The organism is Oceanicaulis sp. (assembly GCF_965284345.1).
Classification (GTDB): Bacteria; Pseudomonadota; Alphaproteobacteria; order Caulobacterales; family Maricaulaceae; genus Oceanicaulis; species Oceanicaulis alexandrii_A.
Map to the genome: position 1 here is coordinate 2,161,777 of NZ_OZ260073.1, position 15,509 is coordinate 2,177,285.

The window sequence follows — 15,509 nt, forward strand, 5'->3', positions numbered from 1 at the left end:
CGCCGGGCCGCCCTTGCTCGTTTCCGAATCAGAAAACGCCGCTCCCTGAAGCGGCTAGGCAAGTTTTTCCCACTATCCGCGTAAACGGGGTGTTAACGCGTTGAATCAAAAAACACGATCAGCGCGGCGAGCAAAGGCTCGCCGCGCTGAATTCAGGCCAGAAAAAGAGAGAGGGGGGCGTACCGCCTATTGGCGGTAATGCTGTATGCGCGTGGTGCGCAATCCGGCCAGTCCATGCCGGTCAATTGAGCGCTGCCAGGAGAGAAACTCCTCCACGGTCAGCCGATATCTGTCACAGGCTTCATCCAGGCTCAGAAGTCCGCCGCGAACCGCTGCGACCACTTCCGCCTTCCGGCGAATGACCCACCGCTTGGTGTCCGGGCTCGGCAAATCGGCCACGGTTAGCGGGCTGCCATCTGGACCGATGACATAGTTTTCCTTCTTCGCTCGACGTTCCATCCGACCCATCCTTGTTAGAAGACACGTCTTACGCGCGTCCTTAGTGAGGAGGGTTATACGGGAGGGCCTCTTAAGGTGAGCCTAAAGCTCAAGGTAAAAGTACGGTAAATCAATTGTTTAGAAAAAATTCACCCCAGCGCCGAAGCGCCGGGGTGTCAGTCGGCCGGTGGGACGGCGGTGGTTTAACGCTTCATCTGGATCGCTTCGGCGAGCATTTCGTCCGCCGTGGTGATGATCCGGGAGCTGGCTGAATAGGCCCGCTGGGTGATGATGAGGTTTGAGAATTCGGTGGCGATATCCACGTTGGAGTTCTCCACCGTTTGCGCGGCGATGGTGCCCGATGCGCCCGAACCGGGCGCGTTCAGGGTGAAGGCGCCGGAATCTTCGGTGATCTGGAAGCTCGCGCCGCCGACCGAGGCCAGGCCGTTGGCGTTGAACACGGTGGCGACCGGCATCTGGTATACTTGGCGGACCACGCCATTGGTGAAGCGGGCCGACAGGAAGCCGTCCTCGCTCACTTCCACCCCGGCGAAAGCGCCGAAGATCGCGCCGTCCACAACGGTGGAGTCAAGGTTTGAGGGCGAGTTGAACTGGGTGATGCCGCCCGGCGCGCCCGCCGTGCCCAGATCGAGCGCCAGGGTCTGCGCGCCCACGCCGGTGGTGGTCGACCAGCGGATCGCGCCCGCGCCCACAGGTCCCGCCGTGTCCGAGCTTTCAAACGCGATCGTGGTCGGAAAAGTGGTCGGCGCGCCGGACTGGATTTCGCCGTTGGTGTCAAAGGCCACAATGCCGGTGGCGATCTGACCATCGACCAGCGGCGCGCCCGTGGTCACGTCCGCCGCCGGCTGCACATGCATTTCCACATGCCATTGGTTGGCGTTGGTGGCGTGCTTGAGGAAGGACATGGTGACCGAGCGCACGCCGCCCTGGGTGTCATAAATCTGAATGGTGCGTTCAAAGTCAGGCGTCACATTGCCGGACGCCATATTGTTGGCCGTGGTCCCCGCGGCATAGGTCGCCGCCGCGGCGGACGGCGTCGTGCTCGCCTGCAGGTTGGCGTTGATGCGCACATTGGAGGTGGCGTTGGCGGTGCCGCCGATATTGGACAGGTTCACCGCTTCAAGCTGGTCGAGATTGGACGGGTTCTGGTTCACCGTGCCGTCCGCCTGGACCGGCCAGGCGTACAGATACTGGCCCGCATCATTGCGCAGATAGCCCGAGGAATCCGTCTGGAAACCGCCCGAGCGGGTGAACAGCACGGCGTCAGAGCCGGTGCCGGAATTGGTCGGGGTGGGACGCACGACGAAAAAGCCGTCGCCATCGATCGCCATGTCGGTGGCCGAGACGCCGGGCGTCAGAAGGCCGGACGAATTAACGTCCAGACGCGAGTTCGAGCTGACGCCCGAGGAGGCGTACCGGCTCGCGCCGCCGCCGCCGATCTTGTAGTTCGGCGTGAAGATCGTATCGACGCGCTTATAGCCGATCGTGTTCACGTTCGCGATATTGTCCGAAATCGCCGCCAACGCCGAAGAGTTGGCGATCAGTCCGGACGCGCCGGCGGCCATGGCCGAGTTGATACTCATATCGTGCTTCCCATCGTTTGTGCCCGGGCTCCCGGTCCTTCTGGTCAAGAGCCTCGATTTTGTTGCGGAGCGGTTCGGGCTCCGAATGTCCCCATTCGGGGTTAGGCTGCGGCTTGAGACTCGTCTTCGGTCTCATCGCCAGTGTCTGTGGTGTTCGGGGGCGCGGTCTGGCCTTGCGATTCCCGAACGCTGGTGACCAGGCTGGCCGGCAGCACCAGTTCGCCATTGGCGAAGCTGACTTGCGCCTGGCCGCCGCTCATCTCCACGCCGGTGACCCGGTGGGTGACGCGCACGGCGTAATCCAGGATGACGTCGTCAGCATCCTTGGCCACGACTTCCAGCTGGTAGACGCCGGCGGGCATGGTGTTGCCCGCTTCATCCTTGCCGTCCCAGACCACGTCATGAACGCCTTCAGAGGTGTCGCCATCCAGACGGCGGACCTGCTTGCCGTTTTCATCGGTGATAAGCAGCTCCACGCTCTGCGCTTCCTGCGGCAGGCCGTATTCCCATTTCGCCTCGCCATCCTTGAGCAAGCTGTAGGTGGTGTTCACCGTGGCGTCCTTGCCGATGAACTGAAGCGAGGTCAGCTGAGCGTCTGATTGCTGCAGCGCCAGCAGGGCTTCCAGCGATTCATTGGAGGCGATCTGTTGCTCCACCGAGGAGAACTGCACCAGTTGCTGGACGAATTGCTCGGACTCCATCGGGTTCAACGGATCCTGGTTCTTCAGCTGCTCGGTCAGCAGGGTCAGGAAGGTGTCGAAATTGTCCGCCAACCCCGCAGTGGCCAGTTTGGACTGGGTTTGCGGTTGCTGGGTTTGTGCGGCGGCGGATACGTCTGTCATGAGTTCGCTCTTCTTCTCAGGCGATCAGGTTGACGCCGGCGCGCTGGCTGACGGCGAAGCCGTAGAGCGCGTCAGCCAAAGGAGCTCCGGGCAGGTCAGCTTCGACCTCCGCGGTGAACCGGTTGCGGGCGGCGAAATCGTTGGCGGAGTCGCCAGCGTCATCGTCGAAAGAGGTGAAAGCGCCGCCATCCTCGCTCAGCGAGAAGGACAATCCGTCCTCGCCCAACTCAAGGCCGGCGTCGGTCAGCGCTTTTTCAAGGTCGCGGGCCGAGCGTTGCAGTTCTGACAAAGTGTCAGCGCGTTCCGCGCTCAGCACGGCTGAGACCTTGTTATTGGGCCCCAGCTCCAGACGCACCTCGACGCGGCCCAGCTCGGGCGGGTCCAGGCGAATGTCGAACACCCGGGCGCCGTCATTGAATTTGCGGGCGATCTGGGCGGCCAGCGTATGGGTGGTGGTGGGCGCGAAACGGGCGGCTGTGTGCGCCTGGGCCTGCCCCGGACGTTGCGCCTCGGTGCGCGCATCCTGGCGGGCCATGCCCATGTCCAGATCCGGATCGATCGTATCGGTGTTTGTGTCCAGGGGCGTCTCGCTCGACAGCGCCGTATCCTGAAGCAGGAAGGTCAGCGGGTCTGTATAGGCGGTCACCGCAGGCGCGGGCATGGCGGCAGGCTTGGCCGCGGACACGGCGGGCTCGGCGCCGGTCGCTCCGGTGCTGGCTGCGGCGGCGCTCTGGGCGGTGTTGGCGGATGTCTTGGCCGCTGACGGCGCGCCAGTGTCAGACTGACGCGCTTTATTCTGGGCGCCGGGCGCGCGATCTGAGTCCGCGCGGTGCGTCAGAGCGGCCTCATCTTGCTGAGCGGCCTGGGCCTGTGCTTGAGCCTGAGCCTTGGATTGACCCTGAGCCTGAGCCGCAGCGTCAGACGGGGCGGCGGCTGATGACGCAGAAGACGCGGCGGCGTCAGGTTTCACGGCGTCGGACGCGGGAGTTGCGGCGCCCTGTTGGGCTGTGTCGCTCCGGCTTTTGGGGGCGGCGTCAGCCTGTGCCGCTGCGCCCGGTCCTGCTTCTTTGGACGCGTTGGCGTTGGCGGCGTCAGAGCGTGTCTCAGACTTCACCGTCTCAGCTGTGCGCGCCTGCGCCGCAGTGTCTGCCTCGGCTTCGGCGTCGGTCGCGCCCGCAGAGTCAGAAGCCGCAGCCGCCTTGGTCTGTGCGCTGGCGTCATCAGCCACGCCTGCCGCGCCAGTGGGGGTGGCGCGGCCATCAACCGGTTGAGCGCTCTTGCCCGATGGCGTCTCGGCCTCAGGCCCGGATGCAGCGCCGGTCTGCTGCGCTTTATCGCCTGAAACAGGTTTGACGGCGTCCGGACGCGCGGTTTCAGCGCCGTCATCGGCGGTTCCGGCGGGCGCGGCGCTCGCCGCAGCCGTCGGGGCGGCGGCTTCAGCTTGCGCCGGCTTGGCCGATTGTGCGGCGTCAGCGGTTGAAGACTTGGCGTCGGCGCCGGGTTTCATCGCCGCGTCTGACGCGTCTTCAGACCCTTGAGCCGCGCCCGCCTGCGCCGACACACCTGGTTCGGAAGCCTCGCCGTCTTGAGGCGCCGAGGCGTTGGCCGCCAGGACTTCATTGAGGCTGACCACATTGGCTGCGGTCTCGCCTTGCGATGTTTCCGGGGTTTCGGTCGAGTTCTGGGTCTGCGCGTCTTGCGCGTCATTGGCGGCGTCACGTTGCGCGTGTTCGGCCTGGGATTTTTCAGTGCGCGCCTGATCGGCCTGCACCTTGTCGCGCGCCGTCGCGGCGTTGCGTTCGGCTCTGTCAGACGCTGCCGGTGCGGATGTCGGCTTGCGATCCTGGGTCTCAGGCAGGGCGAACGCCTGTCCGCCCGTCTCCGACGCGCGGGAAGCGCGTTGGGTGGACGGGGCGGTCGGCGCCGGGGCCGGAGGCAAGCGGTCGAGCGGCATGAGCGTAAGGCTCCGCAATCATCAAGCTGATGCGCCGCGTTTTGCTGCGTCTGAGGTGTCGAGCCTTTTGCCCGAGCAAGCGTTTGCATGAGCTTTCAAGGGGCGTGCCAATTTCATCATTCCGGAAAGCTGTTTTAAAACAATGAATAAACCTGTTGTTAGGGTTTGAAATCGGCGCCGGTCGGCAGATTCTCCCTGCTCTTGGATGACGGATTTGCCGACCCGGTCAGGGGGTTTTCACTTGGCCCGGTGCTTGCGCTGTCTGTCTTGGTCAGTTTCGGAGCGCGTGTGAGCGAAAATCCGACGAAGGCATAAAAAGCACATTTAATTCAGGTGCTTGTTTTGAACTTCGCGCAGCGCTCAGGACTCAAGCTTCACCGGCTGACCGGGAAATTATTGCCGCTCGATGGGTAAAATCACCCGCGCGGGCGAATGTTGGAGGCGCACATGGCGCTCAATTCTGTGATCGGCAACGCCCTGTCCGGGCTGCAGGCGTCTCAGCTCGGCTTGCGCACGGCGTCCAACAATGTCGCGAACGTCAACACGCCTGGCTATGCGCGCACCGAGCTTGCGATCACGTCACGCAATGTGGCGGGCCAGGGCATGGGCGTTCAGGTGCGCGGCGTCGAGCGCATCACCGATGAATACCTGCTGGCGGCCTCGGTGCGCGCCCAGTCTGATTACTCTGCAGCCATGGCGCGCAATGGCGCGCTGGACCGGCTTCAGGCCCAGTTTGGCGGCACGGATGACGAAGCGTCGCTCTTTGGCCGCTTGAACGCCGCGTTCAGCTCGCTCAGCGCCGCGGCGGCGGACAGTGCGGAAACCGTGTCTCGCCTCAGCGCAGCCTCTGAATTGCAGAGCTTTTTTGATGAGACTGAACGTTTGTCTGTCGAGATGCGCACGTTGCGCAATGAGGCGGACACAAGGATCGGCGCCGGGGTCGGACGGATCAACGAGATTCTCGAGGAGATGCAGGATCTCAACACGCAGGCGCAATCATTAAGCGCGAGCGCGTCCGACACCAGCGGCGCGGCGAACCGGCAGGTTGAATTGCTGGATGAGTTGTCGAGCCTGATTGATGTGCGCACCCAGCGACAGCCCGACGGACGGGTTTTTGTCTCCACCGCCGATGGCGTGGCGCTTCTGGACAATTCACGGCTGGAGCTGGAATACACACCGGCCGGCACCGGCGCCTATGGGCTGGATTTCGGCGAGATCACCGCTGTGGTCTCCGCGTCCGGCGCGCGGGTCAGCCTGACCCACAACATCACCTCGGGTGAAATCCGCGGCCTGATCGATCTGCGCGATCAGGATCTGCCGCAGCTCGCGGCGGCCCTGGGCGAGTTCACTGCAGGGGCGGCGGACGCGCTGAACGCGGCGCATAACGACGCCACCGCCTATCCGCCGCCCAACACTTTGACCGGGCGCGACACCAGCCTTGTGGGCGGCGATGTGCTGCAAGGCTCCGGCGCGGCGACTTTGGCGATCGTCAATACTGACGGCACGCTGGTCCAGCAGGTGGCCATTACGGTCACCGGCGCCGGCTTCACGGTGGACGGCAACGCCGCGAACTCGATCACCGATCTGGTCAATGAGCTGAACACCGCGCTGGGCGCCAACGGTACGGCGAGCTTCACCAATGGCCGGCTGAGCATTGACGCGACCAACGCCAATCATGGCGTCGCGACGGTGCAAGACGAGACCACGCCCTCATCCATCGGCGGGCGCGGCTTCGCGCATTTCTTTGGTTTGAACGACATCGTGGATTCCGACCGTCCGGGCTTTTTCGAGACGGGTCTGACGGCGACCAGCGCTCATGGCCTGGCGGCAGGCGGCGTGATGAGCTTCAAGGTGCTCGGACCCAGCGGCGCCCGCACGGCCGATATCGACGTGACGGTCGCAGGCGCGACCATTCAGGATCAGCTGAACGCCTTGAACGCGGCGGGCACGGGGCTGGGCGCCTACGGCTCGTTCGGCATGGACGCGAACGGCGAGATCAGTTTCACCCCCGGCGCCGGCTACGAGCAGTATGAGGTCGTGGTCACCGGCGACACCAGCATCCGCACCGGCACAGGCAAATCCTTCACCACGATTTTCGGCTTGTCCGAAAACGCCCGGATGAGCCGGTCTGAAGGCTTTGAAGTGCGGCCTTCCATCCGGTCGGACTCCATGCTGCTCGCCATGGCCAAGCTGGATGTGACGGGCGCGTCCGCGCCGGGCGATCTGGTGGTCAGCTCGGGCGATAATCGCGGGGGTCAGGCATTGGCCGCAGCCGGGCAGGTCAAACGCACCTTTGATGATGCGGGCGATATGCGCGGCGGGCAGTCCACCTTGGTCGAGTATGGCGCGCGGGTCGCCGGCAAGGTCGGGTCGGTCGCCGCCGCCGCCCAGCGTCAGGAAACCGCCGCCGCGTCGGTCAAGGAAGCCGCCGATATCAAGCGCTCGGATGTTGAAGGGGTGAGTCTCGATGAAGAGCTCGCCCGGATGATCCAGTTTCAGCAATCGTATAACGCCGCGGCGCGTCTTCTGCAGGCCGCGCGCGAAATGTCCGATACGTTGCTGCGTATCGTTTAGGTCGGGACGGGAGCTTAGAATGAGAATTTCCACCCAAGCCGCATCCCAGGCGGCGCTGATGGACCTGATGCGCGCCCAGCGCGAAGCCTATGATGCGCGCGATCAGCTCGCCAGCGGCAAGAAAGCGCCGGACCTCAAGGGCTACGCCAACACCGCCGAGACGATCATCTCGGCGCGGGCCGCCCAGGAGCGCAGCGAGTCCTTCGCCAGCGCCAACAGCCGGATCATGAACCGGCTGGAGATCCAGGATCTGGCGTATCAGGAATTGTCTGAAGCGGCGACGGACCTGCGGACGGCGCTGACCACTAATGACGGCTCGTTCATGATGGACAAGGTGCAAGAGGTGTTCGACCAGGCCTCGGCGGCGCTCAACATGCGCTTTAACGGCTCTTACGTCTTTGGCGGCGTGCGTACGGACGCCTTGCCCTTCACCGCGGACACCATCGCCGACCTGCAGGCGGCGGCGCCGGATGTTTCGGCGATGTTTGACAACGCCGCACGGCGCCAGACCACGATGATCGAAGAGACGATCACCATGGACATCAACGCCACCGCCTCTGAAGTGGGCACGGACCTGATGGCGTCCATCGAGCGGATCGCCGATTTCAACGCCGGGCCGGACGGACCCTTTGACGGTCAGATCACAGAAAACCAGCAGGCGTTTCTGGAAACTGAATTGGCCAACATTATCGCCGCCTTTGATACGATCAATGTGGCGCAGGCGGAGAACGGATCGCGTCAGAAACAGGTGGAGAACGCCATCACCGGCCATGAAAAGCGCGCCGATTACCTCACCATCATGGTGGCGGGGATCGAGGATGCGGACATGGCCGAGGCCGCAACCCGCTTCCAGCAGGCGCAAACCGCCGTGCAAGTGTCCGCCCAGACCTTCTCGACGCTCAGCCAGATCAGCCTGCTGAATTTTCTCTAGAGCCTTTTCAGCGAAAGTGGGAACCGGTTTCGCGGTTCGAAAAGGCGTCCGGCAAAGGCTGAGCCTTTTCAGCGAAAGTGGGAACCGGTTTCGCGGTTCGAAAAGGCGTCCGGCAAAGGCTGAGCCTTTTCAGCGAAAGTGGGAACCGGTTTCGCGGTCAGACTCTTGCGTATTCGTCTGAGAACCGGCTTGAGACTCTGTCCGGCGCCGGGGTTGAGGCCGAGTTCAGCTATGACGCCGAGGGGCGGCGCAAGCGCATGCTGGTGGGCAATACCAGCACCGCGTTCGTGCATGCCGGGACCATGGAGATCGCCGAGTATGACGGCGATAGCGGCGCCTTGCTGCGGCGCTATATTCCGGGGCCGGGGGTGGACCAGCGGGTGCTGATGATCACCTGCGGCAGCTCGACCAATTGCGCGCCGAACCAGTCCGGCGCCGACACCTATGCCTACACTGCGGACCGCCTGGGCCATGTGGTGGCGGTGACCCATACCCAGACCGGCGCGATCGAGCGCTATGTCTACTCGCCCTATGGGGTGGAATTGCGCGGCGATGAGTCCGGCAATCCGTTCCGCTATACGGGCCGCCGCTATGACGCCGAAACCGGGCTCTATTACTATCGCGCCCGCTATTACGACGCCGATCTGGGGCGGTTCCTCTCCACCGATCCCATCGGCTACGCCGACCAGTGGAATCTCTACGCCTATGTGGCCAATGATCCGCTCAACGCGACCGATCCGACGGGGAGGGAGTCATACATAGTTAGTCGGCGCATCTTTACTCCAGTTGAGGCCCGAGCCGCTGCCACTGCTGCCTACGCTGCAGCCCGAGGGACGCATACAATGAGAGCGAGAGCTGGGGCCGCTGCCTATAACGCAACAATCAATACCAAGCATGCCTTTCTCGTCGTGACAGAGGCAGGAACGTCAATCTCCGAGGGTCGTATTGAGGGCGTCTATTCGTACGGCCCAGAAAATGCGAACCGAAGTGCGGGTAGGCCTTCAGGAAATACCGTGCGTCAGAACTTTGGCACGAAGACACTTTTCGATGACGTCGAGGCGCTTGAGTCAATCATTAATGGAGAGGCTGTGCCGGGAGTATCCTATGAGGAGATTGTGGGCTTAGGTAACGATGATGCTCATTTTCTCTTTGGAGTCGAAAGCGATCCGCGCCCCTATAGCCCGGTTCCTGCTGCTGTTCCGGGCTCAACCAACAGTAACGCCGAAGCTTTCGCGCGCGGTCAGGCGGGTGCGGCCTTAGCGGGAACTAGGTTCGTTGCGCCATCCGGCATACATCCCGGCGCAGGGCAGGCAGAGCGGGTGACCTGTACAGGGTCCCGGATTGCGCGCGATTCGTGTTAATGGAGCTGGACATGAAACTACATATATACGCAGGAATGGCCTTTTTTGCTGTATTGTCACTAATAGGGATTTCAGGCTGCGCACCCCTCAATTCAGAAGGTGCAGAGTGCAGTGGGCTGCTATATCGCCAATGCGATATCACGGATGGCGCTTACGCCGGTCTTGCAACCAATATGACGTACCAAGAAGCTTTTAGCGCAGCCTGCCGTAACATCGAGGAGGGACGGTTTGCGCCGCAGGTGGTTGTAGTTTCTGCGGAGGGTGTGCCAGTATTTTCACGAGGGCCGTTCTGCGAACAGGACGTCACTGTGCACCAGGATGAATACTGGAGCTTCAAACAACCCGGTTTCATGAGGGACGCCCGCGTATCCGCTCGTTTTCATGATGGTCAGATTGTTGAAATAAATGTTGGCTATAGCGGATGGGATCCATAGCAGTATTACTCAGCAGCCAACTTGATTTCCGTTCGGTCGCCGCTCGGAAGTGCCTATGCCCATCCCATGGGTCTGCGCACTTCGGCCGTGCATGACGGTTTGACCCTCAGCTATGGCTATGACGCCTCTGGGCGGATCAAGTCCCAGACCCATCAGAACGGTCTGACGGTGTCTTACGCCTATGATGTGACGAACAATCTCGTTGAGCTCACCTATCTCGACGCCAGCCAGGTGGCCTATGGCTATGACGCGCTGGGGCGGGTGATCTGCGCGGAAGAGGGCGCGGCGAACTTTAACGACCCTTGCGCCTCCGCGGGGCGGCGCCTCGCCAGTATCGCCTATGACGCCCAGTCGCGCCGGCAGAGCGTCAGCTACGCCAATGGTTCGACCGCGCTGTTTGACTATTCCGCGCGCGGGGATATCCGCTGTCATGACATCAATCTCACCGGCCCAGGCCGGCTCACCGCTCAGCGCGAACTATGTGGCCAATCCGCTTGATCAGTACGAAAGCGTGGACGGTCAGGCGTTCAGCTATGATCTGAACGGCAATCTAACGGCCTATCGCGGTCAGACTTTGGCGTATTCGTCTGAAAACCGGCTTGAGACCTTGTCCGGCGCCGGCGTGGAGGCCGAGTTCAGCTATGACGCGGAAGGCCGACGCAAGCGCATGCTGGTGGGCAATACCAGCACCGAGTTCGTGCATGCCGGGACCATGGAGATCGCCGAGTATGACGGCGATAGCGGCGCCTTGCTGCGGCGCTATATCCCGGGGCCGGGCGTTGACCAGCGGGTGCTGATGATCACCTGCGGCAGCTCGGCGGATTGCGCGCCGAACCAGGCGGGCGCGGACACCTATGCCTACACTGCGGACCGCCTGGGCCATGTGGTGGCGGTGACCCATACCCAGACCGGCGCGATCAAGCGCTATGTCTACTCGCCCTATGGGGTGGAGCTGCGCGGCGATGAGTCCGGCAATCCGTTCCGCTATACGGGCCGCCGCTATGACGCGGAAACCGGGCTCTATTACTATCGCGCCCGCTATTACGACGCCGATCTGGGCCGGTTCCTCTCCACCGATCCCATCGGATACGCCGACCAGTGGAATCTCTACGCCTATGTGGGCAATGATCCGGTGAACGCGACGGATCCGACGGGGATGGCGTGTGCGCCAGCCGTATAGAAGGAGGTGGCGGCTATGTGCAAGAGCATAGATATGCGCTCCATGGGCCGGAGAGAGCAGGGCAACTCGGCCCGCCCTCTCCCTGTGATGGAAGGCGTACCCCTTTCAGTTACCAGCCGTGAGCTTGACTTCCCGATGCCTGCCGACGCTTCAGGAGTAAAGATTACTGTTCGGCGTTATGGGGATCCAATTGATCCCCGAGCTGCAGCAGCTTTCGGAAGGACGGTTATTCGAAATGTTGATGAGGCTGCTGAAATGCTGGAACGCCAAGGCATCGAAACTTTTTTAAAAGATCAATTCTTACCAGATACCGTAGTAAGAATAGACATCTCAGTGACGAGGGTAATCGGCGATGAGTAGAGTCGGCACTACTCGTCAGACACACAACGTCGGTTTTGAAACGCCTGGAAGTGTATGGATCGATAATATGAATTATAATAATTTCAGAGTACGTGTCAGATTGGATGCAGGGATTGGACAAACCTTAGTGTATCGCGTGACGCCATTTGTAGGTATTCCGCGAGAAGTTATTCGTGGTCGCGTCCCCAGCTTGTCGCCGGATTACAAAATGTCTAAGTTAGTTGTTTTGGTTGTAGTTTTGATTTTTATTACATCCTGTGAAAATGGTAGTAATTCTATGCAGTCAAACTATGAAAGTCAGTGCATATACAATATACATAAATTTGGAATTATTAAGGAAGAATTTAGTGTAGCGGAGTTAGAATTAATTGAGTATAATATTGACGAATTAGGCGGTAGTGTTATTAGTCGAAACTCTGAAATTATTCAGGCAAGGGCTCGGTGTGGTTTGAATTCGTACGACATTGCTGGGTATGACATTACCGTATTGGTTTCTATTAGTGAAATTTGATATTTAAATTCAAAGTGAATTCTACAATCGTAGTTTACTGAACTTCGTATGTTTGAACTCTTATACAGCCGGCGACCATCGCCTATGACGGCCAGTCCCACCGGCAGAGCGTGAGTTGCGCCAATGGCGCCGCCGCGCTCTTTGGCTATTCCGCGCGGGGATATCCGCTGTCATGACATCAATCTGAGCGGCGCGGCGGCTGCGGCGTGTAACGGCGCGGGGGCGGAAATCGCCTCTGACTTCACGTCGAACGGCGTGGGACAGATCTTGTCTGAAACCCTTGTCAGCACGCTGGCGGGCGAGGATCTGGTCTGGCGGCCGTCTTTCTCGGCGACTGATAACTACGCCAGCAATGGGCTGAACCCGTACACCTCGGTCACCGGCGTCTCGCTCGGCTATGACGGCAATGGCAATCTGACCTCGGACGGGCGGGGCCGCACTCAAAGCCTTTTCAGCGAAAGTGGGGACCGGTTTCGCGGTTGGGCATTGCGTCCGGCAAGGCAGGCCTGAGCCTAGTCGCCCGCGCTCTGGCTGCCCATTTTGCGGCCCCGACGTTCGGCGGCGGAGACCGCATTGCGCACAAGCCCGGGCAAACCGCCTCCGTTCATCAAAGCGTCAAGGCCGGCCTGGGTGGCGCCGCCGGGACTGGTCACAGCGCGGCGCAGCTCATCCGGTTCGCCCTGGCCCGCCTTCATCAAGGCGCCAGCGCCGGCGACGGTCTGCTTGGCGAGGGTGAGGGCGAGCGCACGCGGCAGACCTTCCGCTTCCGCCGCTGCGGCCAACGCTTCGGTGAACAAGAACACATAGGCGGGTCCCGAGCCCGAGACCGCCGTCACCGCATCCATCAGCCGCTCATCGGAAATCCACTCCACCAGCCCGGCGGGCTTGAGCAGTCTTTCCACGCGTTTTTCAAACGCTTTGGTGTCGGCGATCGGATTGGCCACGCACACGCTCATGCCTTCGCCGATGGCGGCGGGCGTATTGGCCATGGCGCGCACGATGGGACGGTCCGGCAGGGCTTTCGACAAGGTGCGTAGCGGAACGCCCGCACAGATCGAGATCACCAGCGCGTCCAGCGGCAGGTCGTCATTGAGAGCGCTGAGCACCGGGCGCACCTGGTCGGGCTTGATCGCCACCACCAGCGTGCCGAGCGTGCGCGCCAGCTCGGGCGTCAGGGCGTCCGCCTGCGCCACGCCGCGCGTCTCGATCAGCGTCTGAGCGCCGACGCCGGGCCGGGGGTCGATCAGAATAATGTCGTCGGCGCTAATGCCGCCGCGCGCTTTGCGCAGCCAGCCCTGTGCCAGTGCGGAGCCCATTCGGCCCGCGCCCAGCAGGCCGATCCGGCCCTCAATGTCTGACATAAGTGCGTTCGGGTCCTTTTAGGCCTCTCCGGCCGTGTCGAACATGGCGGCGGCCACGGCTTCGAGCGGAGTCTTACCGCTCCAGAGCAGATAGTGGAACGCCGGATACAGCCTTTCACCCGCTTCTTTCGCTGCTTCGATCAGCGTGGCCCCTTGCGCGACGGAGACGTTTTCCGCTTCCGGCAGGGTCAGCGCATGGCGAAAGACGACGGAGCCGTCTTCATGCCAGATCTCGAAATGACCGATCCAGAGGCGCTCGTTCAGGCGCGCCACCAGCTCGCAGACATCCTTGTAACGGCTGTCAGGCGCCTTGAGGTCGAGCGCGGAAAAGACGTGAATTACATCCAGATCCGGTCGATAGGCGAACCAGACCTGATGGTCGCGCCAGGACCCCGGCACCGCCATATGCAGTTCCAGATCATCGCGCTCATAGGCGTATTGCGCCGTCAGGACGGCTTGTTCAATGCTTTCCAGCGGATCCATCGCGATGATGGTTTCCTGGGTGGTGAGATCCATGATGGTCCTCTAGCCCCTCGCTGCGCCCGGCGACTCAGTTTGTCGCCCATGTGGAACGGTATGCGCCCCGATCCCCGGGGTGCAAGCGCTCAGCGTTAGGGAAATTGTAAGTGGTTTATTCAGCGGATTTTTTTGCTGTGGATGTCTTGGCGGCCGGTTTCGCCCGGCTCGGCTTTTTCGCCGATTGGGCTTCCAGGTCCGCCAGACGGGCCTCCAGCGATTGAAGCCGGGCGGCGCTGGCGTCCGCTTCGGCCCGCAGAGCTTCAAACTCGTCGCGGCTGACAAGATCAAGTTCGGACGCCATGCGTTCGGCCTGGGCGCGGAACACCGCGCGCGCTTCATCGCCTGCGGCTTGCGCTGCGCTGAATGCGTCGGTCATCAGATCGGCCAGATCTGCGAACATTGGGTTGCGGGACTGCATGACATCACCGTGTGCTCTGCTATGAAGACCCATATAGGCGTCCGCGGCCCCGCTAGGCAATGCGGAGTCGCGCCGTCTAACAGTTAACAATCGGTCTTTACGACCGAATTATTTTTCTGGAGCCGTCCATGATAGGCGCATGCCCCGCCAGCTTCGACCTGATCGACCCGGTATTATTCTCGATTCCCGAAATCGCCGGTCTCGGCCCGTTTCCGATCCGCTGGTACGCGCTCGCCTATATCGCCGGGCTGTTCATCGGCCTGTACTGGGTGTTGCGGCTGGTGTCCCAGGGGCGGCTCTGGGGGCTGACGCCCAAAACCCAGACCGCGCCGTACAGCCGCGCCTTTGTGGATGATCTGGTGCTATGGATCATGATCGGCATCATTGGCGGCGGGCGGCTGGGCTATGTGCTCTTCTACAACACCTCGATGATCTGGGAGGAGCCGCTGCGCGTGGTCACCGGCATCACCGATGGCGGCATGAGTTTTCATGGCGGGCTGTTGGGGGTGACGCTGGCGATGGTGTTCACCGCGCGCGCTTACAAAGCGCCCTTGCTGCGGGTGTCGGACGCCGTGGCCGCGGCGACGCCCATCGGATTGTTCTTCGGGCGGCTGGCCAATTTCATCAATGGCGAGCTGTGGGGGCGTCCGGCGCCAGACCTGCCCTGGGCCATGCGCTTCTCCGCCGACCCGACCTGCCAGCTGCGCCATCCCAGCCAGCTTTATGAAGCCGCGCTTGAGGGCGTGGTGTTGTTCGTCATTCTGACGGTGCTGATCTACCGTTTCAGGGCGCTTAGCCGTCCGGGCCTTCTGACCGGCGCCTTCCTGGCGGGGTATGGCGTGTTCCGCGCTTTCGTCGAGGTGTTTCGTGAACCGGACCAGCAAATGCCCGACGCGCTGCAGGGCTATGTGACCATGGGCATGGTGCTGTGTATTCCCATGATCGCCGTCGGCGCCTATCTGATCTGGCGGGCGCGCCGGAACCCGGCTGTGGGCGCGCGCAAAGCCTGACCCGATACGAGG

General features: G+C 62.0%; 17 protein-coding genes. 10 read left to right on the forward strand and 7 right to left on the reverse strand.

Translation table 11 applies throughout. The features are described from left to right. Positions 1-186 precede the first annotated feature (186 nt). From ACQ66J_RS10400 to ACQ66J_RS10415, 4 genes are all read right to left on the reverse strand, one after another. A complete protein-coding gene (locus tag ACQ66J_RS10400; RefSeq protein ID WP_022701524.1) occupies positions 187-459 on the reverse strand; it encodes a DUF1153 domain-containing protein in 273 nt (90 codons plus the stop codon). Between the two features lie 182 nt (positions 460-641). Next, a complete protein-coding gene (locus tag ACQ66J_RS10405; RefSeq protein ID WP_430431577.1) occupies positions 642-2,042 on the reverse strand; it encodes a flagellar hook protein FlgE in 1,401 nt (466 codons plus the stop codon). Between the two features lie 101 nt (positions 2,043-2,143). Continuing rightward, complete coding sequence (locus ACQ66J_RS10410) at positions 2,144-2,884, reverse strand: flagellar hook assembly protein FlgD (protein ID WP_430431578.1); 741 nt, start codon at positions 2,882-2,884, stop codon at positions 2,144-2,146. A 16-nt stretch (positions 2,885-2,900) separates the two neighbouring features. Next, positions 2,901-4,838: a flagellar hook-length control protein FliK gene (locus ACQ66J_RS10415; RefSeq protein ID WP_430431579.1), complete on the reverse strand. Its 1,938-nt coding sequence runs from the start codon at positions 4,836-4,838 to the stop codon at positions 2,901-2,903. Between the two features lie 447 nt (positions 4,839-5,285). Here ACQ66J_RS10415 and flgK point away from each other — a divergent pair, with 447 nt between their 5' ends. The 9 genes from flgK to ACQ66J_RS10460 all read left to right on the forward strand — a co-directional run bounded on the left by flgK (position 5,286) and on the right by ACQ66J_RS10460 (position 12,699). Then, the gene (flgK, locus tag ACQ66J_RS10420; protein WP_430431580.1) at positions 5,286-7,412 is read left to right on the forward strand and encodes a flagellar hook-associated protein FlgK; all 2,127 of its coding nucleotides are present in this window, start codon (positions 5,286-5,288) and stop codon (positions 7,410-7,412) included. A gap of 19 nt (positions 7,413-7,431) precedes the next feature. Continuing rightward, a complete protein-coding gene (locus ACQ66J_RS10425) occupies positions 7,432-8,343 on the forward strand; it encodes a flagellin (RefSeq protein ID WP_430431581.1) in 912 nt (303 codons plus the stop codon). 77 nt (positions 8,344-8,420) lie between these two features. Further along, on the forward strand, positions 8,421-9,704 hold the full coding sequence (locus tag ACQ66J_RS10430) for an RHS repeat-associated core domain-containing protein (protein ID WP_430431582.1): 1,284 nt from the start codon (positions 8,421-8,423) through the stop codon (positions 9,702-9,704). A gap of 11 nt (positions 9,705-9,715) precedes the next feature. Continuing rightward, a complete protein-coding gene (locus ACQ66J_RS10435) occupies positions 9,716-10,138 on the forward strand; it encodes a hypothetical protein (protein WP_430431583.1) in 423 nt (140 codons plus the stop codon). Between the two features lie 66 nt (positions 10,139-10,204). Then, entirely contained in the window at positions 10,205-10,636 is a 432-nt protein-coding gene (locus ACQ66J_RS10440) for a hypothetical protein (RefSeq protein ID WP_430431584.1), read from the forward strand. Further along, positions 10,569-11,318 carry an RHS repeat-associated core domain-containing protein gene (locus ACQ66J_RS10445; RefSeq protein ID WP_430431585.1) on the forward strand — a complete coding sequence of 250 codons (750 nt, stop codon included), beginning with the start codon at positions 10,569-10,571 and terminating at the stop codon, positions 11,316-11,318. The genes ACQ66J_RS10440 and ACQ66J_RS10445 overlap by 68 nt, the downstream gene beginning before the upstream one ends. Before the next feature lie 33 nt (positions 11,319-11,351). Beyond that, on the forward strand, positions 11,352-11,678 hold the full coding sequence (locus ACQ66J_RS10450; RefSeq protein ID WP_430431586.1) for a hypothetical protein: 327 nt from the start codon (positions 11,352-11,354) through the stop codon (positions 11,676-11,678). 67 nt (positions 11,679-11,745) lie between these two features. Further along, entirely contained in the window at positions 11,746-12,189 is a 444-nt protein-coding gene (locus tag ACQ66J_RS10455; RefSeq protein ID WP_430431587.1) for a hypothetical protein, read from the forward strand. Positions 12,190-12,312: 123 nt separating this feature from the next. Beyond that, positions 12,313-12,699, forward strand: coding sequence for a hypothetical protein (locus tag ACQ66J_RS10460; protein ID WP_430431588.1), 387 nt, complete (start codon positions 12,313-12,315; stop codon positions 12,697-12,699). A gap of 2 nt (positions 12,700-12,701) precedes the next feature. Here ACQ66J_RS10460 and proC read toward each other — a convergent pair whose 3' ends face one another. The 3 genes from proC to ACQ66J_RS10475 form a co-directional block, all read right to left on the reverse strand. Beyond that, positions 12,702-13,550, reverse strand: a complete 849-nt coding sequence (proC, locus tag ACQ66J_RS10465; RefSeq protein WP_375549823.1) for a pyrroline-5-carboxylate reductase — start codon at positions 13,548-13,550, stop codon at positions 12,702-12,704. Between the two features lie 18 nt (positions 13,551-13,568). After that, positions 13,569-14,066 carry a YbjN domain-containing protein gene (locus ACQ66J_RS10470; RefSeq protein ID WP_107711418.1) on the reverse strand — a complete coding sequence of 166 codons (498 nt, stop codon included), beginning with the start codon at positions 14,064-14,066 and terminating at the stop codon, positions 13,569-13,571. 115 nt (positions 14,067-14,181) lie between these two features. Continuing rightward, a complete protein-coding gene (locus tag ACQ66J_RS10475; RefSeq protein WP_337954532.1) occupies positions 14,182-14,520 on the reverse strand; it encodes an accessory factor UbiK family protein in 339 nt (112 codons plus the stop codon). 95 nt (positions 14,521-14,615) lie between these two features. Here ACQ66J_RS10475 and lgt point away from each other — a divergent pair, with 95 nt between their 5' ends. After that, positions 14,616-15,497, forward strand: a complete 882-nt coding sequence (gene lgt, locus ACQ66J_RS10480) for a prolipoprotein diacylglyceryl transferase (protein WP_375549822.1) — start codon at positions 14,616-14,618, stop codon at positions 15,495-15,497. Positions 15,498-15,509: the final 12 nt, after the last annotated feature.